This window comes from Xanthobacter sp. NM-59, from assembly GCF_021401125.1.
Classification (GTDB): Bacteria; Pseudomonadota; Alphaproteobacteria; order Rhizobiales; family Xanthobacteraceae; genus Xanthobacter.
The window spans coordinates 1-22,389 of the sequence record NZ_JACBFQ010000018.1; the positions used below are offsets into that span (position 1 = coordinate 1).

Consider the following 22,389-nt stretch of genomic DNA (forward strand, 5'->3'; position numbering starts at 1 on the left):
AGGGGGCCTCGTCCCATAGACCATCCGAGATGAAGTGGTGGAAGCGGTCATACCGTGTCGGCTCGAGCCGCTCGGCCATGGGCTGCATGCTCTTGCGCTCGCCCGGACCAATCAGCCCCGCACATAGAGCGGACACATCTGCCGCCGCTTCTTGTGCCCCAGCAGGGCCACGAACGGCTTCAGAAACTCCCCCGGCGCCTCATCCCAGATCGCCATGGCCCGCGATCCAATCCGGGCGCAAACCTCAGCACCTGAACGTTATCAATCTGTTAATCCGCCAATGTAGTGCTAGGATAGGATTGCGCCTATCGCCCGAGTGCCATCCACAACGAGGTATCGTGAGGAATTTGCAACTATCCGTATGCGGCCCTTGCCTGCCCTTGGTGCCGCCAGACCCTAAGCTCTCAATCCGCTCCCATAGGTCGTCGCGAAGCGTGTCGCAATCTATCGCGGACCTTCGAAAACCAGGGTTGAATCCTATTTGCGATCCCATGGGAAGCCAAAATTCGTAGATCGTCGCCGCGCGTCGGGCGCAGAATGTCAAGCATATTTAATATTCAATATTTGATTGCCATTGTCTGTGTTTGAGAGCATGGTGCCTTTGTCAAAAGAAGTCTGACTCAGTTAGATCGATGCAGGGTCAAATCTGAATCCAACCAAATCTCGCGCCGGAAAATGCGATTTCGGCGGCGGGGCAAGGCCCGCAAGCTCTATTCCAAAAATTGACGAGGTTTCCCCATGGCTGAGGGAGCCGCGAAGTGGTTCAGCGCTTGGAACGGCTTTGGATTTATCACTCCCGACGCCGTCGGCAACGATGCGCTCATCCATATCAGCGCGGTTGAGCGCATGGGTGTGGGTGATCCGCGCGAAAGCCAGAAGTTCAGCGTCGACCTCATGACCAACAGCAAGAGCGGCAAGTTCTCGGCTGGTCCCGATGAACTGCTGGGCTCCGGATCGTTCGGAGCTGGCCGGCTCTTGTAGAGTTTCGCCGTGGCTGAATTCGGATGCAACGGCAGCTTCAGCGGGCGATTTGGAAGCGTTCCGCCAGCAAAGCGTCCGGCACTTGGCAGCCCGCACCCTTGAGGTTCCGTGGCTACATGTTCCGCCCGCAGCATTCATCTACATTCATCAAAGGAGCAGAGGACAATGGCCAAGGGTCAATTGCGCGGCAATCGCGAAGCCAAGAAGCCCAAAAAGCCGAAGGAACCCGTGGCTGCACCTTCCTTCGCGAAGGGGGCACCAATTTCGGTCGGAGTGCCGAAGAAGAAAAACTGAGGCAGCAAAGCAGAAACCCGGACTTGTGATATGGTGATCAAGCGTGATCATCCTCTCCAGATGGCTTGGTCTGAAGGTATCTGGCTGGCGTGGATCTAATCGCGTGGCGATCGACGAGGAGACGCCTTCCGGGGGTTTTGTCACCGGCCGACGCACCACGACCGTGCTATAAGCGCCGGCACCTTTGGCGCCCTGCGGGAAAATGCACGTCTGGCCATCGACCCGGCTGAGTTGGACGCCAGGCCGTTGAAGGACCGGCGGAGTCGCAAGGAAGAGCCACGGTCTCCTCTGTGCCGTAGCGCGTGCCTCTATGGGCCAACCCATCACAAAGACTTCTAATGTCGCTCCACTTTCCCAACGCCAGCCGCGTCTATGATCCGGTTCGGCGCTGCGTCATGTCCTGGGGCCACGATTCCGCCTTCGAGATCGCAGTCCAGGTGGATGAAGAGGTGCTGCATCGTTTCAGTCCGCGGGTCGGGCGGTAGGCAGCGGCTTTGCTGCACGTCTTTGACGCAAACCGCGCCAGGATCGAATGCATCGCATTGAGCATCTATGCGCGGCGGCGCAAGAGTTTCAATCTTCTCTCTATTTCCGATTTCCAGGGTCTGACCATCAGACGCTCCACAAATTTAACCGCATCGCATTGCTTCGCGACTTGGTACGCCGCAGAGCAGGGGCGAGGGTGAGAGAATCTCGCGACGTTACTGTGGGCAATGCGCGCAGATCTTTTCTCTCGCTATCGCCAGCCCGGGGCACGAGGGGTGGGGAACACGGCGGAGAAGTCCGTCCCTCAAACGCCGGAGGTGGCGGAATGATCAATTCCCAGGCTTCCTGCACATTTCGACCCGATCGTCAAAGTCGTAAATGGCGCGCCGCAAAACATCAATCTCTTCTGCCAGCTCTCGGGACAATCGCAGCACCGCGAGAAGGCGCACTGACGATGGGTCGCGCTCATACGCGCCTACTACCGCTGCCTTGAGCCGGTGCGCTGCGCTCAGTTTATCTGCTTGAAGGCGCACCGGGCTTTCCCTCTGCCGCATCTATTTTTCAGCATGTCTCAGACACCAGTCCCAGTAGGCATCAACGCTTTGCTCAATGGTGTGCTGAATCTGGCCACCAGAAACATCGATAAGCTGGGCGTCGAGCTTCGCGGCGACGATCTGCCAGAAGCGGTCGACGAAAGACTGAATATCGGCTTCGGCGATCTCGCCTCGCGCGCGCAGGCCTCGTTCGCAGACGGAACGAGCGATCGCCTCATTGGTCGGTGTGACCATGGTCATGCCCTGCGTGAAAGGGTCACGTTCCCCGAGCGCTGCATGGCATCGGCGAACGTGGCGACGGCCACCCAGGCGCGGTCCGTCAGGAGGGGATTGGACGCGCCGGCGATCTGGTCCAGCAGAGATCCTGCGTGTTCGCCCAAGGGGTGGCGCCGAACGAAGATGGCGGCCTCCTCAAGAGAGCGCATCACTTGGATCTCTCCGTCGACGGAAAGCCGAAGCGTATGGGCGATGGGCTGGGACATCGAAGGCTCCAATTTTGGGGTGGTGCAGATACGCAAGCCACCAGCCGATCCGGCGAGCCTCACGATAGGAGCATCATCTGTGAGGAATGCGGTTTTCGGATGTTCGTTGGAGTCGAAAGGCGCGCGTACTCGGCCCGTGCGCCGACCGCGGAAGGCCGCAGCTTGGCATGGTGGCGCATGACCATGGCGCGATAGAGCCCTTCGAGGCCGAGGGTGTAGGCTGCAACGTCGAACAACGGCGTGACAAGACGGTTGGCGGCCAAACGCCCCTTGACGATGGACAACTGGTCCGGCTCGGTGGCGAGGCTGAAGGCCAGCGTGAAATAATCATCAAGGCTCCCGGCCACGAGATCTCCAAGGCCGATGGCGTGGAGGATCGAGCCGGCCACCCGCGAAGGGAATGTCTCGCCGGGGCACGTGACCAGGGGCACCCCAGCCCAAAGCGCATCACTCGCCGTGGTGTGGGCATTGAATGGCGCGGTGTCGAGCATCAGGTCGGCGACCTGGAGCCGGGCGAGATGCTCTGCCTGTGGTAGGTTCGCCCCGAAAATCAAGCGGCGTGCGTCGACGCCACGCCGGATCGCCTCGCTGCGCAGGTTCCCCGCTGCTTGGGGGTGGTCCAGCAGCCACAGGACGCTGTCCGGCACGACGGCCAGCAGCCGGCACCAGATATCGAATGTCTCCGGAGAAATCTTGTAGGGCTGGTTGAAGCAACAGAAGACGAAGCCGTGCTCCGGCAGCCCCGCCTCGCGTCGACCGGGCTTCCTCCCGAGGGGCGTGCCGCGGCCGTGAGGATGGTAGGTGTGGGGCATGTAGGCGAGGGCCTCGGCGTATTCCGGAGCGCTCGAAGCCGGCGTGAGGAACCTGTCCGTGATGAGGTAGTCGCAGATGCCTGCGCCCATGGTGCCGGGATAGCCGAGATAGCTCACGATAATCGGCGCCGGTCGCAGCAGGATGATTCCGGTGCGCGCCCGCGCGGTGAACCCCTTGAGATCGATGAGGATATCGACGCCGTCGGCGTGGATGCGTTTCGCCGCCGCCTGATCATCCAAGTGGGAAATGTCGACGAAGCGGTCAAAGGCCGCCACCAAGCGACGACGCATGGGTAGCCCATCGTCGGCGCCGAAGGAGTAGGCGAAAACTTCGAAGTCGTCCCGCGCGTGCCCCTCCAGCACCTCCACGAGGAGATGGGCGGTGGCATGCTCCTGAAAGTCGTTGGAGAGATAGCCGAGGCGAATCTTTCGCGCGCTGCGGGTGGGATGACAAAAGCCGAGGGCGGCGCGCTCGGCGAAAGCGGCGGCGCGGCGGTCACGGGTCCACAGTTCGGAGCAAGTGCGCTGCTGGCGCGCGCTCATGCCAGGAACCGAGAGGAGATGGAAGGGCGACAGGTGATGGCCGATGCCATCCGCCAGAACGGTATCGAGAGCCAGGTCGTCGGCATCAAGGTCGCCCCACTCGCACATGCCGCGCTTACGCCCGAAGCTGTCCATGGCCACTCCTCCGTCTCACGATGCTGGCCTCCCACAATATGGCGGAGGGCATCTGTCGCGCCGGGCGGCGGGATCGGCACCCGCACTTTCGAAGGTCAGACATGGTTGCTAAAGCAAGAAATGGGCCGCATGGCGCGACTTTCTCGCCGCCACGACGCTGCTTCGCACGGGTGGAGTATGCCCCTCGTCGTCGGTTCTCGACGCTATGCCTTTATGAGGAGGGCATAGTCAGCGCCATGGCCGTGCATCGCGTAAGGCTAGCCCGCAGCAGGGCGGCAAGGCGTGCCCCCCAGACAGCCTGGGTCCTGTGGTCGGGTGATCAGGTCCTGGCGAACTTCAACACCGACATGGAGAATACCGCGGCGTTCGCCATGGACGGGAATGGTCCAATCTGTCGCGTCCCCGACATCGTAGGGCTCGTTGTCGCCGACCGTCAGGTCGGGTTCTCGCCGGAGCACGTCGAGCAGTGCATTCGCGAACTGGTTGTCGCGATGGTAGAGGACACCGACATCCCACGGGCGCACAAAGCCGGCGAAAACCGGCGTGAAACTGTGCATGGCGATGAGGATCACAGGCCTGCCTTCCGCCTGGTGCCGATCGAGCTCCATAGCAATATGTGCGTGATAGGGCTGGAATATCTCTGCTTCCCGCATCTGCCGCGTCGCTGTGTCGAGGCCCTGGTTGCCGAGCACACGGGTGCCGTCGCTCACATCGGGGATGGATTGAGGCGTGCTCGGCGGCCGGTTGCAGTCGATGATGAGGCGGGAATAGTTCTGTTGTACAAGCGTGGCATCGAGTAGGTCTGACAGGGACCGACAGACTCCGGCTATGCCGATATCCCACGCAATGTGGCGCTCCCGGTCCGTAGCATCGAGGCCAAGGCCACTCAACACGCAGGGAAAGGCATTGCCCGCATGATCCGCAACGATGAGGAACGCGGATCGACCATCGGCATTGAAGATTGAGCCGGGTGGCATGTCGTCCGCCGCCAGCAAAGAGAACTTTCCCTCCACCTTTTGAGACCCTCGCGGCTCCGGCCACGCCCATTGCGCGGCTCGAAGCTGCGCACCCACCATAGCTGAAGGCGCGGGCGATGCCCGCTCATTCCTTCGAGGTTTCACATGCTCATCCACGCCGGCTACGAAATCTCCTATACCTGCCCTCAACCCACGCCCATGATCCTCACCCTGAGCGTGCATCCATCACGGATCAACGACCTCGTCAGTCTCGATCGCGCCTTGTTCAATCCGCCGATCTTGGCGAACACCTATCACGACAGCTTCGGCAATTTCTGCCATGTCGTGGAGGCACCGGCCGGCCGTCTCACCATGCATGCAGACTTCGTCATCCGCGACAGCGGCCGGCCCGACGACGTGGCCCTGGATGCGCCCCAGCACGCGCTCGGCGACCTGCCGGTGGACGTGCTGGTGTTTCTCCTGGGCAGCCGCTATTGCGAGACGGACCGGCTCTCCGGCATCGCTTGGTCCATGTTCGGCCACACGCCCAAGGGCTGGCCCCTGGTGCAAGCTATCTGCGACTTTGTCCATGGCCATATCGCCTTCGACTACGCGCATGCGAGCCCGCTGAAGACGGCGTTCGATGCCTATACGCTCAGGCAGGGCGTGTGCCGCGACTTCGCCCATCTCGCCATCACGCTGTGCCGCTGCATGAACATCCCGGCGCGTTACTGCACCGGCTATCTCGGCGACATCGGCGTACCGCCGGATCCAGCACCGATGGACTTCAGCGCCTGGTTCGAGGTCTATCTCGGCGGGCGCTGGTATACGTTCGATGCCCGGCACAATCAGCCGCGCATCGGCCGCATCCTCATGGCGCGGGGGCGCGACGCCACCGACGTCGCTATCGTGACCACTTTTGGGCCCTCGACGCTTGAGAGCTTCAAGGTGGTGACGGCTGAAACGGCGTGAAGGGGGCCAGCGGCCATCGCGTTGCGGGCTCATCCCCTCTATGATGCCTCCAGCCGGCCCGCAGTCGGCTATCCTAGCGAGCGGCCATACAATGGCCAGGGACTCGGGACGACTTTCAGATCGGATATCTTTTGCAGGTTCTCGTCAGGGACAACAATATCGAGCAGGCGCTCAAAGTCCTCAAGAAGCGCATGCAGCGCGAGGGCGTTTTCCGCGAGATGAAGCAGCGCAAGGCCTATGAGAAGCCGTCGGAGCGGCGTGTGCGAGAGCACGCGGAGGCTGTACGCCGCCACCGCAAGGCGGCCCGCAAGAAAGCGCAGCGGGAGGGGGCGATTGCGGCTCCCAAGCGCCGCGAGAGAAAACCGGCAACTTCGACATCCCGCTGAAGCAAGATGGCGGGCTGGCGCAAGCGATGCGCCGGCTCGACAGCCGTCAGCGCCTCAATAAAACGGGCGGGTTAGCGTCGCGCGCGCCAGGGGCTTGCCGTCTGCGTCCATGGCCTCGACGGTCCACGTATACATCCCGCCCACGCACGGGGATTGAAACGCAACGGCGCCACGCGGAACGATTCCGCGGGCGGGCAGGTGCACGTCGGAGCCTCCCAGCTCGCCGCCGCTCGGGCTGGTCAGCGCGAAGCGCAACTGCACGGTTCCGGCCGGCGCGTTCTCCACCTGGAACTCGGGGCTGCTTGGTCTTGGTGTGCACAGGACCAATCCGATCCATGTGAAATCCAGCGTCATGCCCGGGGAATACGCAAGGGCAGAGGAAGCTCCCCCGCAGAGAAGACAAGCCAGCACGCTTATGATTTTCATTATGGCTCCTCGAGCTTCCTGACAGAAGCCGCGAACAGACTAACACAACCGAAGCTGTTTGCTCGCCAACATCGGTTGCCAGGAAAAATATGGATCCTCCCCCTGAATTGAGCCCATGCTGATAGTGAAACGTGCTAAAAAAAACGATGAGCGCGAAATTCAAGAGTGGTGGTTGGGTCGAGTTCGTCACGGGGTTCCGTTCGCCGTCCGGGCGATTTCGGATCGTCAGCGAGCTGCCGTCCGAGCGGGGTGAGCCCAGCTATCGGATCAAGGGGGAGAGCGAGGCTTTCGAGCGGGTGGCCCGGGAATCCGAGCTGCGCCGTCTCGCAGCAAAGATCGGTTCTCTCGACTAAAAAAATTCCGGCCTCTCCGTGAACACAATTGCGCATTATATTGATTTTGTCTGATCTTGACGGCTGATTTTCTGGTGCGCACAGCGCACATGACGATAATTTCCTTCAATATCTAGCTCTATTTCCTGCCTGATTTGTCAGGCGGATACCCTTTGCACGATTGAAAGGAAATCGTCATGAATATCGGTACCGTGAAATGGTTCAACGCCACCAAGGGCTTCGGCTTCATTCAGCCTGACGATGGCGGATCGGATGTGTTCGTGCACATCTCCGCCGTCGAGCGCGCCGGAATGCAGTCTCTCGCCGAAGGGCAGAAGCTCCAGTTCGAGATCGTTCGGGACAACAAGTCCGGAAAGAGTTCGGCCGGCAATCTCCAGGCCGCGTGACCCTCCTCTGCCGTCGACCACGGATGTACTGGCGATGGCGTGGAGTTCTCCCTGAAGGGGAGTGCTTGAGAAGGCTCCGCCTCGACACGGCGGAGCTTTTTTAATATAATTATCTAATATTCACGCACGATGCACTCTGTTTCTCTATATTTATGATATCTTATAGTATGACACCAATCACAACACATCAAAATCACCTCTCCAGTGCTGACAGTCGTCGCCAGTTGGAGGAATCCATTGCCCGCGCCATGGAACGCTACAAAAGCGACTTCGAGGCTGTCCGTGAGAGGAGCGCCAAGCTTCGCGCACAGCGGGAAGCCCTCGAAGCGGAGAATTCCTTGAAGTGTGCGGCGGTCCGAAGGCCGGTGCGCAAACCTGCCGCCGGCTAATGTCCGCGGAGGCATGCTGAAGATCGGCGATCGCTGTCATTTTTCGTCCCCTATCCCAGAACGCGACCGGCTCCTTTGAGAGTGCCTTGGCCCAGCTCGCATGCCGGACACGAATGGCCTCGGCCGAAACGCTGTCATTGAGGCCCGGCGCCTGGGCATTGAGCGAAACGCTCTTGAGATTGAGCTCAAGGCAGCTGTCGGAGCCATAGACGTAGAAGGCCTTCAGCGTGAGGGCGTGCACCGCCGCGAGGAAGGCCACATCGGGCTGTTCGCCCAACGCATGTCGCAGGCCGAGGGTGCGATGGGTGGTCAGCTCCGTAAGCAGCCGGTCGGAGATCGGGGCGAGGCCGTCTTCCTCCTCGGGCTCAGCAGGGGCATCGGGTGTGGCCGCCTCCTGGAGAGAAGTCGATGCCACATGGTTTGCATCATCGGTCTCGGTGGAAGTGGCATGCTCCTCTTCGACCGGCACCTCGTCCTCCGGGCGGACATAACCCCGCTCCACCCGGAGCTTGCCGTCCTGGGCGATGCTGACGAAGGCGCCGGCGCGGCCGACCTCCGCCGGATCGAACGCGAGGGGGCGGGTATCAAAGGCCTCCAGCAGCGCCTCGAGCTCACCGAGCCGCGCATCGACCTCCTTGGGAAGCTCGTCGGCATCGGCATGTTCTTCGGAGAGGCGATCATATGCGGCCTGGGCCGTCGCCCGAGCTGCCTCCTCCTCCGCGGTCAGGGGCGTCGGCTCACCCCGCGGCTCGCGCAGGCCGTAGGTGTGGCCATAGGCGAAGTCCGGTGCCACTTCGGTCCACTTCCAGCCTTCGCCGCGGATCCCATCGGCCTCAATGGCGAGCTTCTCCGCCACCATGCGATCGACGAGGGTGACATCCTGCAGCCAGCCGCCGTCGTCCCCCTGGAACAGGTCGCGCAGCACCGTGCCGCCGGCCGTCTCATAGGCCTCGATGCTGATGAACCGGGCCCGCTTGTCGCTGGCTCGGACGGCGCCTTCGGTCAGCATGCGTCGGATGACATGGGGCTGCTTGTCGTAAGCCTGGGCGAGACGCTCCAGCACCTGCTCCTGTCGCTCATGATCGCCCGACACGGTGAAGGCCATGAGCTGGTCGAGGGTGAGGCCGTCCTCGGCATAGGTGTCGAGGAGCTTCGGGGAAAGCGAGGCTAGCTTCAGTCGCTGCTTCACCACCGCGACCGAGACGAAGAAGGCGGCCGCGATCTCCTCCTCGGACTGGCCCTTCTCCCGCAGGGCGAGGAAGGCGCGGAACTGGTCGAGGGGATGGAGCGGGGCGCGCTGGACATTCTCCGCGAGGGAATCCTCCTCGGCGATACCGCCCTCCCGCACGATGCAGGGCACGGGCGCGGTCCTGGCGACGCGCTTGCGCTTCACCAGCAGTTTCAGCGCCCGGTGGCGCCGCCCGCCGGCCGGGATCTCATATATGCCGGTCTCGATGCCATCGGCGTCAACCACGGCGCGGACATTGAGTCCCTGGAGCAGGCCGCGCCGGGCGATGTCCTCGGCGAGCTCTTCGGTGGAGACGCCGGCCTTCACCCTGCGGACGTTGGACTGGCTGAGCAGCAGCCTGTTGAAGGGAATGTCCCGCTAGGACGAAAGGGTGATCTTCTGAACGGCCGTGGCCATGGGATGCGTCTCCGCGACGGGCGGCCGGAGAACCTCTCTCGCGACCTCCAACCCGTCACAAAGCACGGCGCCGCCCTCTACCTCTGAGGGCCGCGCCGCAAAGCCGACGATGAGGAAATCCGGATCAACACGAAGCCGGAGACACGGCATTGCGTCTCTCCGGCAATGCGGATCTCAGGCAGCCCGATCAAGGAGCTTCTTTGCCCGGGCCTCCAGATCGAGGCGGGCGTCCTGGTGCGGCTTGTCCCGCGCCACGGCGGGATGCCCTGAACGAAGTCGAAGACGCTCTCAGGCTTTCGCCCCTCCTCGGCGAGCACGGTCTCGATCACCTGCTGCGTCTCCGCCTTGGAGAAGCCATTGCGGCGCAGGAACTCGGTGCGGTCCTCGTCGGTGCGCGCAACGATGCGCTCGCGCGCCGCCCTGATGCCGTTGACGAAGGGCATGGGGGAGGAAGTGGCAAAGCGCTCCAGGGCCGGCGCCGCCTGATGGGCGAAGCGGGCCGCGGCATACTTGGAGTGCCGGATGGTGATCTCCTCGAAATCCTCCACCCCCCAGAGGTTGCGGTTCTGGCAGACGGCCCGCAGATAGAAGCTGGCGATCCCCAGCGTCTCGGCGCCGACCTCCGAGTTCCAGCAATAGAAGCCCCGGAAGAACAGATCGGGCGAGCCATCCGGCAACCGGCCGGCCTCGATGGGGTTGAGGTCGTCCACCAGGAACAGGAAGACGTCCCGGTCGGAGGCGTAGAGCGTGGTGGTGTCCCTGGTGATATCGACGCGGGGATTGTAGATGCCGGTCGACCAGTCGAGCACACCGGGCACCTTCCAGCGGGTGTCGCCGGTGCCATTGCCGGCGACACGGCGCACGGCGTCCACCAGTTCATGGTCATAGATGCGGCCGTAGTCAGGGCCGGTCACTGCCCGGAGTTCAACCCGGCCGTCCTCCACCTCCAGCGTCTTCACCTGCTCAGCGCGGTGCGTCAGCAGGCCGTGCTGCAGGTTGATGCCGGCGAGCGGCGCGGGAAGCTGCCGCAGATAAGATGCCGGTGCCCCGATGAGGCTCGCAAGCTGGCCGAAGCTCCAGTGGGTGGGGGCAACAGGAGCGTCTGCCCCGGGCAGCGCGAGCGTCAGCCGGTCCGGCGCCTCTCGGCTCGCCTCGACGCGGATGGCGGCGCTCTCCACGGTGCGCGTCCGGCTCCGGTCGGACCTGCCGCGCACCCCACCGTAGAGCTCCGACAGCGACAGATAGCGCTTGTCCGCCGGCCGGGAGAACCTCTCGGAGGACACACGGCCGTTCCGCTCGCCGCATCGCGGTGTCCTTCGAGAACCTGAACCTCGATCATGGGACCAAACTCTGCGACGGGTGCCGGGAGCCTCTCGCCCGATCCTCAACCCGTCACGGAAATCCGGTCCAACCTCTCACTCTCAGCGGACGAGGGGCTCAACCTCGCCGCCTCAAAAACGCGTCGCTCCGATGGATGGTATCCCGCCGCAATGACGCGAGAGAGGGCGATGCTGCCACTACCTCTGGAGTGCGCCAGAAGCAGAAGTTCGCTGCGACGACAACGAATGGCGGGTTGGGGCCGGGAGCGGACTGGCCGGTTTTCGATCAGGGTCTAGGATAAGCTGCCGTTCCAAAACCCCTGTAAAACGGCGCTGATCGGTTCGCTGAACCAAGTTTACAAGGTCAGCGTGCGGACCTTGAGGCTGTCTTCGAGAATCTGGATCTCCGATCCCAGATGACCGCCGCGATAGACGACCGAGGTCTCGTGGCGGGCAAACTCGCCGGTCCGGTGAGCGCTGAACCAGTTGAACGAGCCAACCGCAAGCAACATGTCGTCCGCCCACACCAGCTTGCTGTGAAGCTGTCGGACGGCATGGACCGACGCGCCGACTCCGGTCAACGCCTCATGGGCTTCCTTGAAAATATCCTGTCCGGGCCTGCCCCGCTCGCGGGTCAGCTGGGGATCGGCGTAGATGTCCACATCGACGCCCCGTGACCGGGCCGCTGCGATGGCGGCGATGAAGCCGGCCTGTTCCATGGTTGCGATGTTGAGCCAGGGCGAGACGACGCACAGCCTTCGCTGGGCGCTCGCAAATTCCTTCAGCAGAAAGGCGTCGTGCTCGGCCGCGTCGCGCAGGGGCTCGAGCGCTCGCGTGCCTCGCGAAAGATCGGTCCGCGCCAGCGCTTCGAAGACCATCTCGTTCGCGCTATCCTTGCCGAGGAAACGGGCGAGAACGGATCGCGGACTACCTGACGGTGCCGAGGCCAACGTATCCATGTCCCCGAAGAGGAGGAAGGCGTCTTTCGCGCGCGAGACCGCCACGTTGAGCATGCTGGGCGAGAGGTCGATAAAATTGCCATTGGCATGTTTGGAGTAGACTGGCGAGAAAATGATCACATGGCGCTCGGCCCCCTGCAACGCATGCACGGTGCCGACGGTCATACCCTTCCGGCTGACGTCGATGCCTTGTGCAGCGCAGGCGCTGCGGATTTCGCTGGCCTGCCGACCGAAAGGCGTCACGATCCCGACGATCTCTTCCAGCTCCTTGCCGTAGCGCGCTTTCAGTGTGTCGGCATTGGCAGCGAGCCAGGCGGCGATCGTTTTCGCCTCAAGCGGATTGAACCGGCTGCCGCCGGCCGACATCGCCATGCCGTCGACATGGAGGTAGCCCATCGGACGCAGCGAGCCGTCCGGGGCCGGACCGCGCATGGGTTGCAGGGCTCCCTTGTAGCAAAGGTCGTTGCTGAAGCCGATGATTTCGTCGAAGCAGCGCCGGTGCTCGAAAAGATAGAGCCCCCGTTCCCCCTCCGGATAGGGATGGAAACGACAGGCCGATTGCGCGAGACGCATCGTGCTTCCGCTGTGCGATGTAAGACCGACCCTGTCGAGCGCCCGCAAAGCCTCGTGTCCTCCGCGGGGAGGCAGAAGCCCGGCCTCGATCAGATTGCCGGTATCAACGGCGAGTGGGAGCTCGGAGATCGGTTCGATCTGCTGGGTATCCCCGATCACCAGCGCCCTCTTCGCCAGGGCGAAAGATGGCCCGGCGACCTCCGGGAGTGCCTGCCCGGCCTCGTCAACGATCAGAAGATCGATATGATTGAGCAGGTATTCCGTGCGATAGCTGCCCGAAGTGTTGTCGCGGCAGGTCATTTTGCGCGGCAGGGTCGCAAAGGTGGAAACGGCGCACGGCGTCAGCATCATCCGGCGCGACCACATCGGTTCGACGATGTCGCGGTCATTGCCGCCGCGGCCGCTCCGCCGCGCCCGCTGGAGCGCTGGCAGGGCCATCTCCATCGCCAGCAGCCAGCGCCCTTCCCAGTAATGGGTGGCGAGCAGGAAAAGGCGGAAACGCACGAGGCGGTCGGCTGCCCGATCGAACTCCATGGGATCGGCGCTGTCCTTCGCGTTGGCAAGGAGCGTCCCGGCCAGAGCGCGCCATTCTTCTTCCCGCGCCTTTTGCTCGGCGATGGCCCGTGCCGCCTGCCCATAGGCTTGCGTCGTCTCTTTCACTCGCGCCGCGGCATCACGCGCCCGCGTTTTCAGCCGGTCATCGATCGCGTCGATCCGTTCGAGCGACGCCAGCGCCTCGGACGCACCGGCTTCGCGCAGGAACAGCCGCGCCCGCAAGGCCCGCCTTCGCGCGACCGGCGGCAGAAAATCGAACAGCGACAGCAGCATCGGCTCGACCGCGAGCCAACCTTCCCATTCGTGCAGGAGCGCGTCGAATTTTGCCTTCTCGGCCTCGCTGCGCTCCATCGCTTCGCGGCGTCCTGCAAGGGCGGCTTCCGGATCATCGCCCAGCATGCGGCAGGCGGCATTTTCCGCCTCGCGGCATCTCGCATAAGCCTCGTCGGCCTGAACGAGCAATCCACTTTCCTCTTTGAGGCACCGGTGCAGGGCATCGATCACCGCCGCTACATCGGCCTGCTTCAGATGCGGAAAGGCGTTCCGGGCCGCATCCAGATAGGCGGCGCGCGCCTCACTCAGATATTCCTGTGTTTCGCGTTCCTGGAAAAAGCTTTCGGTCTGATAGTTGGCCGATGCTTCCTTCTCCTTACTGGCCGCCACGAGGAACAGGCCGAAGCTTTTGATGCCCGGCAGCCAGCGGCCCGCGAACGGACCTTCACCGTGCCCGAAATCCTTTCCGAAGGCGTCGATGATATTCGTGACGGCCTGGTTGTTGGAGGACGCCGCGACAATCAATGGCGGATCGGCTTTTTCCAGCGCGGCGCGCACCCATTCTCCGGCGATTGCCGACAGGAGCATCGTCGTTTTTCCGGTGCCCGGCGGGCCGTTGACGGCAAGAATGTCGCCGTCGCGCGCCACCGCCAGATGGGCGAGCACTTCGCGTTGATGGTCGGCGACGGGGAACGTATCGTTGGAATGGCCGAGACGCTCCGCCAACGGGAATGGCGCGCGACGCGCGGGTTCGATGTCGCAGGGAGCTCTGCGCGCGAAATTTGCCAGAAGCGGGGTCTTCGGCTGCTCCTTGATGAGTGCATCGCTCAGGAGGAGGATCTGCCTTACGGTCTCGGGCGCTTCGGTCGCGGGGCGAACCAGCCCGCGCCCGACGATCTGATATTCCGGGTCGAAGGCCGGCCAGTCACCACCGACTTCTGCCATCATCCGTTGCCAGTGGTCCTGATGGCGTAGCCAAAGATCCGGCCCCTCATCGTCGGCCGGGAAGGGATGTGCCGTCAGGAAGCTGTCGAGATCCGCTACGCGGCCGATCGAGAACGTGTCGCGCGCGAGCGGCTCGAGGATATCCCGCGCGATCACGCTTCGACCGGGAATGATCCGGCCTTCCCGTGTGACTCGCGCTTCGGTGACGATCGGGGTGACGTCGGGCGGAAGGCCATCGCGGCGCGCATAGGCGTGCATGCTCTGGCGGCGAACATGGAGCGGGCGATAACTGACCGCAACACACTGCACACGCGCTGGCAGCTTGGAAAACAGGAAATCGACGGCCTCTCGTCCAAGAATGCCAGTTGCGGCTTCCTCGGCCGACAGGCTGCGAAACTCCGCGAGCGCCTTTGCCTTCAGGCAGACGTCTCCGATCGCGCTGTCAACGACAGCCGAGCGCCAGTATTTGAGAATAGCAAGATCCGGCCTAGCCACTGCCTGTCCAAAAATGCGTTTGTCCTATCCGCTATCTCCCACAGGGTTGCCGGGCGTTCAACATTGGTATGGCGAGCACGCCGTTTGCCGGAAATATCTGGCTTGGGCGCGAAGGCCGTAGCTGGGGCCGGGAGCCGACTGGCTGCAGTTGGCGCAGAATCGTGGAAGTGGCCTTCAACCGGCGCGCACGCGATCATGCCTGCTCATCTTGAGCCGGCGTCCCCTATAAGACGCCAGCCAGCGCCATTCAGGTTATAGAACGCCTGCGTGTGTTGCTTGCGCTGCTTTCCATTATTCTCGATAATCAACGGTTTAGGGGGACCTTTCATGTCATTCGCAGACGGGCCTATCGAGCAGCTACAGCGCGAGGTCAGCGACAACCTCTCGCGCCGATCCCCGCTTCGGTGGGATGCCCGATGAACCGCGACGACCACCTCAACAATATTGCGAAATATGCAGGGCGCCTGGTCCATGAGATCAGGGCGCTCAACGCCGTCGGACGCTTCGACATCAATTCGGTTGCCGAAGATTTCCTGATCCCCGTTTTGAAGCAGGCGTTCGAATGCCCGGATCTGCAAAACATGAACAAGATCCAAGCCAACTTCCCGGCCGTGGACCTGGGCTGCGCGACGACCAGAGTCTCGTTTCAGGTAACCACCGACGGGTCGACCAGTAAAATCGAGAAAATGCTCGCGACGTTTCATGAGCATGATTTGGATAAGACTTTCGACCACCTCTACGTGCCTCGCGCTGACCGAGAAGCAGGCTTCGTACACGGCAAAGTCGCTCGAACGGGCGATCACGGCGCTCACGATTCCGTTCGATCCGGCCGCGGACGTGATCGATTGGGACGATATACTGACGCGCATTCGGCATCTCGAGACCGACAAGCTGGAGGCGATCGATCATTATCTTGCGTCGGGCTGGGCGAAGCGCGACAGCCAGGTGAAGTTCCGCGAGCAGCTCAACAACTTTCTCGCCTTCTCGACCGAGAGGATCGAGGTCGAAAAGACATCGCGGAAATACATTCCCGCAATCTTCGTGGAAACGTACTCCGCCAAAGAACAGATGAGGCTCTTCGCCAACCCGTTTTTCTTCTATCGCAAGATTCAGGACAAGCTCCGCCGTTTCGCCTATGATCACCTCAACGCCAGCCTCAAAATTGCCGGCGAGCCCGAGCTCGTGTCTGAGCTCGATGCCTGCCTGCTCAGCGCCACGCCGGCGACTTTCGCCGAACTCGGCGCGTGGCTCGATCAGGTCGACCAAGCGATCGGCGTCGAGCTGGCCAAGGTTCGCCCATTGTCGTGACGCCGCGAGACCGGCGAGGCTCGCTACGAACCGGTGAACCCAGAGTCGGCGGGGTGGATGATCGCGCGGCTCCAGCTCGAGGGTACCGCCAGCAGGCTGACATCGCGCTTGAACGATGCGCGCGCGCTGATCGGCCTCATTTGCAACAAGATCTTCCTAGTCACCAGCATGGCCGGTCAGGGAAAGACCAATTTCGTGTGCGACTTGGTCGAGAACCAGTTCCGGCTCTTCGAAATTCCGTGCCTATTCATCCCAGCGCGCCAGCTGAACGGCTTCGCGCCGGGCACGCGGCTGTTCAATTATATCGCGCACAACCGCTATGCGCCCGACGGCACCAAGCTGCACGATTATCTAGCGCTGTTCGATCAGGTCGCGCACGACGTCGAAAAGCCGTTCGTGATCCTCATCGACGGGATCAACGAAGTGACTGATCTCACCTCGTTCAACGAAGAGCTCAAGGCGTTCTGCAGCGCGGTTTGCCAATATGATTGTATCAAGCTCGTTATCACGTGCCGAAGCGAGTTCTTCGACGAGCGCTTTGCAACGATGCTCGACGAGCCATTCGCAGCGCACATCCACCGCGTGAACGACTTGCGCTCGGAAATGACCGACCTCAGCAAGGCCCGGCTGTTGAACGCCTATCTCGCGCATTTCCGCATCAAAGGGTCGCGGCAAGGGCAAGCGAAGGCGTTCCTCGAGAATGACCTCTTGCTGCTGCGGATCTTCTGCGAACGCTATGAGGGCAGCGATGTTGGGTACGTGACCGACATCTACAAAGGCGATCTGTTCGTCGATTATTTGCGCAAGAAGATCGGCTCCTTCCCCTTGCAGCACCAAGCCAAGGCCCAGCCCACCTTGTTCAAGATCGCGGCGTCGATGCTCGCCGCGGACGATTTTTCCAAGCTCTCGGTGCGCGATTTTTCGGCCGAGGAGCAAGAGATCGTCCGGCGCTTCGTCGAGGACGACGTCATCCTCCGCCGGGAAGTCGATAGCGGGGGGCTCGCGGCAGTAGGCGACCTCGCCATCTCGTTTACCTATGACGAGCTGAGGGACTTCACCATCGCCTATCAATTGGTCGGTCGTGCCGCTGCCGGCCATGCCCAAGCGTTGACCGAAATGCTGGCCCGGTTGCCCAGCCGCCCGGTCTATGAAGGCGTCTACCGCTACGCCTATCTGCTCGCGCGCAACGCGAACGATACCGCCGCGATCGCGGCGTGCGAGGCGGCGCCGAACTTCACCGAGCATTTCAGCCTCAACGTCCGCCTATTGCCCCCCTCGGTGCAGACGAGCGAGGACGTCGCGCACGTTAAGGGCATCCTGGCGGACGCCGGCGCCTCTCGGCGGTGGCCGCGCGTCGCGCTGTTTCTGCTGCACCGGCGCAACGCAGCCGATTTGTTGAACATCGCCATCCTCATCGGCCATTTGAACGACCTCGAAGACGCGGAGCACGCCACATTCATTCGGGCGATCTTCGGCGGCGATCGCGACTACGACGCGCTGGCGTGGCGGCAAAGCATCAATGAGCTGGTGGCCGACGTCGGGGAGGACGAAGGCGGCCGGGGCCTGGTGCGATACTCACCCCAATGGCTCGCGTTTTTCCTGCACGCCGCTGCGCACGCCGGCTGGCTGGAACGAGAGCGCACCTCCAGCTTGTTCCAGGACGCAGGGGACGCCGTAAATTGCGCCGCAGCCCTGGTGCTGGTCGGACCGGCCAGAGCCACGGCGGTGCAAATTCTGTTGGCGGACATCGCAGCATCCGCGGGAGCCATAGCATGACCGAGAAGGATCTCGTCCTACCCTTGCGCCGGATTCCGCCGCTCGACGAATTTCTCGATGCTTTGAAGATCAAGCCAGCCGGGCTCGCGGCGCAGCTGTTCACGGACGTCTACAACCAGCTCTTCTCCTGGTCGAACGACCTGCGCGCGCAATATAACCAATATTATTGCGTGGAGTATCCGACGCTCGCGACCTATCTCGAATTGGCGCACGAAATCTATCTCGACCCGGCCGAACTCGAAAAAACGCACATACTCAAGATTAAGTCACCCGGGGGGCGTGCTCGAGGAAGCCTATGACGACAATGTCCGGGACACGGTCATCGCCTGCATTCGCAAGCTGGAGGACAGCCATGAAGATTAAGATGGACTTTGTCTCGAACAGCTCGTCGACTTCGTTCGTCTATATCGCTCGCGACATGCTGTCGCGCGACGATTTCCTGGCAGCGGCCGGCGTCGGTCCCGACAGCCCAGTGGCGCCGCTGTTCGAGACCATGTTTGCCGAGCTCAAGAGCCAGATCGACCGCGGCACCGTCCTGACGCGAGTCGAGGAGGTCGACACGCTGGAGCACCGGCAAGATTATACGCCGGCGGTGCTCGATCGCATGAAGCGGGGCATCGCAGACGGCGAGACGGTCACGATCGGCCATTTCAGCAGCGAGAACAATCTGGCCGAGATGACGCTGTGCACCGAGATTTTCGAGATCGAGTCCGAAAGGTTCTTCATCAATGCCTATGACAACTATTGGTGAAGCGCGCTTGCGCGTCAATCGCTACAAAGATCTCGGCTATTCGACCTTCTTCAACGCGCGAACCGGTTTCTTCGCGCGCGCCCCCGAGCCCGGCCAGCGCGAGCCGTTCTGGTCGCCGCACGGCCCCGAGCTGATGGACATTTCGATCACCAACTGGTGCGACAAGGGTTGCGTATTCTGCTACAAGAGCTCGACTTGGTACGGGTCGCACATGGCGCTCGCTGATTACAAGCGCGTGATCGACCAGGCCGCCGAGATCGGCACCTTCCAAGTCGCGCTAGGCGGTGGCAATCCCAACCAGCACCCCGATTTCGTCGAAATCCTCGACTATACTTGGGCAAAAGGGATCGTCCCAAACTACACGACCAACGGGCGCGGGCTGACCGACGAAATATTGGCGGCGACCCGCCGCAATTGCGGCGCCGTGGCCGTCTCCGCTTACGCACCGTATCACGAGACAGCCGAGACCATCCGTCTGCTGACCGATCACGACATCAAGACCAATGTTCATTTCATCATCGATAGCGACAGCGTCGATACGGCGATCGACTGGCTCCGCAACCCGCCGGAGTTCCTTGTCAAGATCAACGCGCTCATCTTCCTCAACTACAAACCTTCGGGGCGGAAGGTCTTCGAGGAAAAGATGCTCCGCCATAGCGATCGCCTCGACGAGTTCTTCGGCCTAGCCACCGCAACTGATGCGAAACTGAAGGTCGGGTTCGATGCCTGCTGCGTGAGCGGCGTGTTCGCCAGGACGGATGCCAACAACGCGCTGGTTGATGCCTGCGATGCGGGACGGTTCTCTCTATACGTCTCCGAAGACATGAAGGTCTATCCCTGCTCGTTTCAGAGCTGTTTAGTCGAGGGCGACATGCTTAATGACGACACCTCATTGCTCGACATCTGGCACGGCTCGGAAAACGTCCGCTCATTCCGACGCTACTTTGCCTCCAACCGCTGCGGCGGTTGTTCGCACCGGCCAAGCTGCATGAACGGCTGTCCGCTATTCGATCAACTCGTAGTCTGCGGAAATCGGTAGGCAATGGCCATCCCGCCCGAGTCTACCGATGAATTGGTCGCCTTCCTCGACGCGAATATTGTGCTCGAAGGCAAGCCAGTGGCCGAACTACCTTGGACAGAGATTGCAACGGCTGGACTGATCAGTACCCTGATCGTCCCGAAGGCGATGGAAGAGATCGAGGCCAAGAAGCGCGACGGGCGTTTGGACCCGCATGCAAAGGCGTTTAATCGGCTGGCAGACCCCGTCCGCATTCGCAGCCACCTTCCACCCGCGACGGGATCTGCCGCTGCGCCAAGCCAAGGGCTCCGCGCCAGATCCCGCCGCTCACCCGGCCGACAAGGCCAAACCCAATCGCCAGGACGAGCTCACTGCTGGATAGAAGTTGGGGGCAACGTCAACCATCCTCGCCAGCATTATCGACCGCCGCCAGGAGCGCACTGAGCGCCGCCGTGAGCATCTGGCCGAACTTCACAGGCGAATCACCGAGGCGGATCAGCGGATCGGCGGTCTCTTCGATGCCATCGAATCGGGCATGGTCAATAAGGACGATGCGGTAGCGAAAGAGCGAATGGCCAGCCTCAAGGCGTTGCGGGATCAAGCTACGGCCGAAGCGGAGCGCACGCGGCTCGCGCTAGATAGCTCGGCCAGTCAGGCCGTCAGCCCGGACATGCTAGCGGCGTTCGCCCGCAAGGCCCGTGAACGGATGTGCCTCGACGATGGCGGCTACCGCCGCGACCACCTGCGCGCCCTGGCACAGCGCGTCGAGGTCGCAGACGACGATGTTCGGATCATGGGGTCGAAATCGGAACTGCTGCGAACGCTGGTCGCCGCTTCTAGCGTGGAAACGGCGGCATTCGGCGTTCAGAGTTCTGTCCTGAAATGGCGCACCCGACACGATTCGAACGTGTGGCCTCCGCCTTCGGAGGGATTACTGGTAGCTCCGTCAAATTTACGATGGAGCGCGAAGAAATGCGATATCGTACTGTTACTGAAAAGGAATTTGTAACGCACTCTAGCCGAGACTATCCTTCTCTCCGCCACCACTTTCTTCCTGCTGCTTACGTGGCGCTTACGCGAGACGAAGCGATCAGGGCGGAGAAACCCCATGGCTAAGCTCACCAAAAGGGCTGTCGATGCCGCGGAAGCCGGCGCGAAGGATTACGTGATCTGGGACGATGAGCTCCCTGGTTTTGGCCTCCGGGTTTTCACGTCCGGAAAGCGAAGCTACGTCCTTCAGTATCGGTCGGCCGGCCGATCGCGCCGCTTTACGATCGGGCTGCACGGAGTGTGGACACCAGAACGCGCGCGCCAGGAAGCCAAGGCGCAATTGGGCCGGATCGCGCAAGGCGACGACCCGGCTGAAGAACGGCGGCTGGATCGGAAAGCGCTCACGGTCAAGGAACTCTGTGACCTCTACCTCGCCGATCTGAAAGCGGGTCTCATCCTCGGAAAGGGTGGCCGCCCCAAGAAGCCGGGCACGATCGCCTCCGATCTCGGCCGCATCCACCGTCATATCGTTCCCCTCCTCGGCTCGCGTCGCGTCAGGGACCTGACGAAAGCCGACATCACGAGGGCCATGAAGGACATCATGGCGGGAAAGACGCGCATCACCGTCAAGACGAAGAACCTGCGTGGCAAGTCCATCGTAAAAGGTGGCGCCGGCACAGCCACGCGGACAATCGGTCTGCTCGGTGGCATCCTCACCTACGCGGTCGAAGCCGGGATCATCGAGACGAACCCTGCACATGGTGTGCGGCGGCCAAAGGATAATGTCCGCGCCCGGCGACTGAGCGAAGCCGAATATCGCGTCCTCGGCGACCTGCTCAAGACGGCTTCCAAGAACGAGAACTACCGGATGTCGGTGGAGATCATCCGCCAGATCGCCCTGACCGGATGCCGGCGCATGGAGATGGTGACGCTGCGATGGGATGAAGCCGATACGGATTGCAGTTGCCTGCGCCTGAAGGATAGCAAGGAAGGAAGCTCCATCCGACCCATTGGGCTACCCGTGGTGGAATATCTGGAGAGGCGTCGGAATGAGGCGATCGGAGATTATGTCTTCCCCGGCCGGGGCGGCGAGAGCGCGTTCGGCAGCTTCCCCAATCACTGGGGGAAGATCTTCGCAGGCTCGCCCTTGGCCGATGTCACCCCTCACGTCCTGCGCCACAGCTTCGCCAGCGTCGCGAACGATCTGGGTTTCACCGAGGTCACCATCGCCGCGTTGGTGGGCCATGCGAAGGGATCGGTCACGAGCAATTATATCCATACGCTCGACACAGCGCTGATCATGGCCGCCGATACCATCTCCGGCTACATTCAGGGGCTGCTCGACGGGGTCGAGTTCAAACAGACCGCCTATGCGCTCGATCGAGGCTCCCGGAAAGCGGCGCTGGCACGGTTTCTACAGAGGGCAGCCGGAGATCAGTATCCGGAGCGTGACGAAGACGATGGACTTGCCGCATGAATCGGTAAACGCGTGGGCAATCTGCCAAGAGGACCAGGGCCCAGCTCACTTCGTCCACTCCCGCTGTCAATCGGCATGGAAATCTGCCCCCCATATCGACGCCGAATATTGATCCCGGCCTGGGGCATTGCCCCATGGCCGGGGAGCGTT

Annotated in this window: 22 protein-coding genes and 2 pseudogenes; 15 read left to right on the forward strand and 9 right to left on the reverse strand. The window is 62.1% G+C overall.

All coding sequences use genetic code 11. The features are described from left to right. The coding region (locus L0966_RS22610; protein WP_370640806.1) for a transposase at window positions 1-136 on the reverse strand (136 nt) is incomplete at its 3' end. A gap of 602 nt (window positions 137-738) precedes the next feature. Here L0966_RS22610 and L0966_RS21465 point away from each other — a divergent pair. The 3 genes from L0966_RS21465 to L0966_RS21470 all read left to right on the forward strand — a co-directional run bounded on the left by L0966_RS21465 (window position 739) and on the right by L0966_RS21470 (window position 1,760). Further along, complete coding sequence (locus L0966_RS21465; protein ID WP_234054151.1) at window positions 739-981, forward strand: cold shock domain-containing protein; 243 nt, start codon at window positions 739-741, stop codon at window positions 979-981. 165 nt (window positions 982-1,146) lie between these two features. Continuing rightward, window positions 1,147-1,275, forward strand: coding sequence for a hypothetical protein (locus L0966_RS22345; protein WP_255684238.1), 129 nt, complete (start codon window positions 1,147-1,149; stop codon window positions 1,273-1,275). Window positions 1,276-1,613: 338 nt separating this feature from the next. Further along, complete coding sequence (locus L0966_RS21470) at window positions 1,614-1,760, forward strand: DUF1488 family protein (RefSeq protein ID WP_234054152.1); 147 nt, start codon at window positions 1,614-1,616, stop codon at window positions 1,758-1,760. A 555-nt stretch (window positions 1,761-2,315) separates the two neighbouring features. On the opposite strand, the gene L0966_RS21475 is transcribed toward L0966_RS21470, so the two are convergent. From L0966_RS21475 to L0966_RS21490, 4 genes are all read right to left on the reverse strand, one after another. Next, entirely contained in the window at window positions 2,316-2,555 is a 240-nt protein-coding gene (locus L0966_RS21475; RefSeq protein ID WP_234054153.1) for a hypothetical protein, read from the reverse strand. Next, window positions 2,552-2,797 (reverse strand): hypothetical protein, encoded by a 246-nt coding sequence (locus L0966_RS21480; protein ID WP_234054154.1) that lies wholly within the window; start codon window positions 2,795-2,797, stop codon window positions 2,552-2,554. Before L0966_RS21480 ends, L0966_RS21475 begins: the two co-directional genes overlap by 4 nt. Window positions 2,798-2,856: 59 nt before the next feature. Next, the gene (locus L0966_RS21485) at window positions 2,857-4,152 is read right to left on the reverse strand and encodes a UDP-N-acetylglucosamine-peptide N-acetylglucosaminyltransferase (protein ID WP_370640805.1); all 1,296 of its coding nucleotides are present in this window, start codon (window positions 4,150-4,152) and stop codon (window positions 2,857-2,859) included. Window positions 4,153-4,544: 392 nt separating this feature from the next. Next, the gene (locus tag L0966_RS21490; protein ID WP_234054156.1) at window positions 4,545-5,300 is read right to left on the reverse strand and encodes an N-formylglutamate amidohydrolase; all 756 of its coding nucleotides are present in this window, start codon (window positions 5,298-5,300) and stop codon (window positions 4,545-4,547) included. A gap of 108 nt (window positions 5,301-5,408) precedes the next feature. On the opposite strand from L0966_RS21490, the gene L0966_RS21495 reads away from it, so the two are divergent. Next, entirely contained in the window at window positions 5,409-6,215 is an 807-nt protein-coding gene (locus L0966_RS21495) for a transglutaminase family protein (RefSeq protein ID WP_234054157.1), read from the forward strand. Window positions 6,216-6,346: 131 nt separating this feature from the next. Beyond that, the gene (rpsU, locus tag L0966_RS21500) at window positions 6,347-6,601 is read left to right on the forward strand and encodes a 30S ribosomal protein S21 (protein ID WP_234054158.1); all 255 of its coding nucleotides are present in this window, start codon (window positions 6,347-6,349) and stop codon (window positions 6,599-6,601) included. A 54-nt stretch (window positions 6,602-6,655) separates the two neighbouring features. Here the strand turns inward: rpsU and L0966_RS21505 are convergent, their stop codons facing one another. Beyond that, complete coding sequence (locus L0966_RS21505; protein ID WP_234054159.1) at window positions 6,656-6,955, reverse strand: hypothetical protein; 300 nt, start codon at window positions 6,953-6,955, stop codon at window positions 6,656-6,658. 218 nt (window positions 6,956-7,173) lie between these two features. Between L0966_RS21505 and L0966_RS21510 the strand changes: the two genes are divergently transcribed. Both L0966_RS21510 and L0966_RS21515 read left to right on the forward strand, forming a co-directional pair. Continuing rightward, window positions 7,174-7,380 (forward strand): hypothetical protein, encoded by a 207-nt coding sequence (locus L0966_RS21510; protein WP_234054160.1) that lies wholly within the window; start codon window positions 7,174-7,176, stop codon window positions 7,378-7,380. A 176-nt stretch (window positions 7,381-7,556) separates the two neighbouring features. Beyond that, window positions 7,557-7,766 carry a cold-shock protein gene (locus tag L0966_RS21515; RefSeq protein ID WP_234054161.1) on the forward strand — a complete coding sequence of 70 codons (210 nt, stop codon included), beginning with the start codon at window positions 7,557-7,559 and terminating at the stop codon, window positions 7,764-7,766. A gap of 177 nt (window positions 7,767-7,943) precedes the next feature. Here the strand turns inward: L0966_RS21515 and L0966_RS21520 are convergent, their stop codons facing one another. The 3 genes and pseudogenes from L0966_RS21520 to L0966_RS22615 form a co-directional block, all read right to left on the reverse strand. Continuing rightward, window positions 7,944-9,710, reverse strand: a complete 1,767-nt coding sequence (locus L0966_RS21520) for a ParB/RepB/Spo0J family partition protein (protein ID WP_370640804.1) — start codon at window positions 9,708-9,710, stop codon at window positions 7,944-7,946. Window positions 9,711-9,974: 264 nt separating this feature from the next. Further along, a pseudogene (locus L0966_RS21525) lies at window positions 9,975-11,188 on the reverse strand (DUF932 domain-containing protein). A gap of 287 nt (window positions 11,189-11,475) precedes the next feature. Further along, window positions 11,476-14,919, reverse strand: coding sequence for an AAA domain-containing protein (locus L0966_RS22615; RefSeq protein ID WP_234054162.1), 3,444 nt, complete (start codon window positions 14,917-14,919; stop codon window positions 11,476-11,478). 416 nt (window positions 14,920-15,335) lie between these two features. On the opposite strand from L0966_RS22615, the pseudogene L0966_RS22620 reads away from it, so the two are divergent. The 8 genes and pseudogenes from L0966_RS22620 to L0966_RS21575 all read left to right on the forward strand — a co-directional run. Continuing rightward, window positions 15,336-15,572 (forward strand): annotated as a pseudogene (locus tag L0966_RS22620) (SMEK domain-containing protein); the annotation flags it as partial. Between the two features lie 49 nt (window positions 15,573-15,621). After that, window positions 15,622-16,227 carry a hypothetical protein gene (locus L0966_RS21540; RefSeq protein WP_234054164.1) on the forward strand — a complete coding sequence of 202 codons (606 nt, stop codon included), beginning with the start codon at window positions 15,622-15,624 and terminating at the stop codon, window positions 16,225-16,227. A 57-nt stretch (window positions 16,228-16,284) separates the two neighbouring features. Next, window positions 16,285-18,003, forward strand: a complete 1,719-nt coding sequence (locus L0966_RS21545) for a hypothetical protein (RefSeq protein WP_234054165.1) — start codon at window positions 16,285-16,287, stop codon at window positions 18,001-18,003. After that, window positions 18,000-18,302, forward strand: coding sequence for a hypothetical protein (locus L0966_RS21550; RefSeq protein ID WP_234054166.1), 303 nt, complete (start codon window positions 18,000-18,002; stop codon window positions 18,300-18,302). The genes L0966_RS21545 and L0966_RS21550 overlap by 4 nt, the downstream gene beginning before the upstream one ends. A 53-nt stretch (window positions 18,303-18,355) precedes the next feature. Beyond that, entirely contained in the window at window positions 18,356-18,754 is a 399-nt protein-coding gene (locus L0966_RS21555; protein ID WP_234054167.1) for a hypothetical protein, read from the forward strand. After that, the gene (locus L0966_RS21560) at window positions 18,732-19,793 is read left to right on the forward strand and encodes a radical SAM/SPASM domain-containing protein (RefSeq protein WP_234054168.1); all 1,062 of its coding nucleotides are present in this window, start codon (window positions 18,732-18,734) and stop codon (window positions 19,791-19,793) included. Before L0966_RS21555 ends, L0966_RS21560 begins: the two co-directional genes overlap by 23 nt. A gap of 364 nt (window positions 19,794-20,157) precedes the next feature. After that, window positions 20,158-20,781 (forward strand): hypothetical protein, encoded by a 624-nt coding sequence (locus L0966_RS21570; RefSeq protein ID WP_234054169.1) that lies wholly within the window; start codon window positions 20,158-20,160, stop codon window positions 20,779-20,781. Window positions 20,782-20,880: 99 nt separating this feature from the next. Beyond that, complete coding sequence (locus L0966_RS21575; RefSeq protein ID WP_234054170.1) at window positions 20,881-22,239, forward strand: site-specific integrase; 1,359 nt, start codon at window positions 20,881-20,883, stop codon at window positions 22,237-22,239. The last annotated feature ends 150 nt before the right edge of the window (window positions 22,240-22,389 follow it).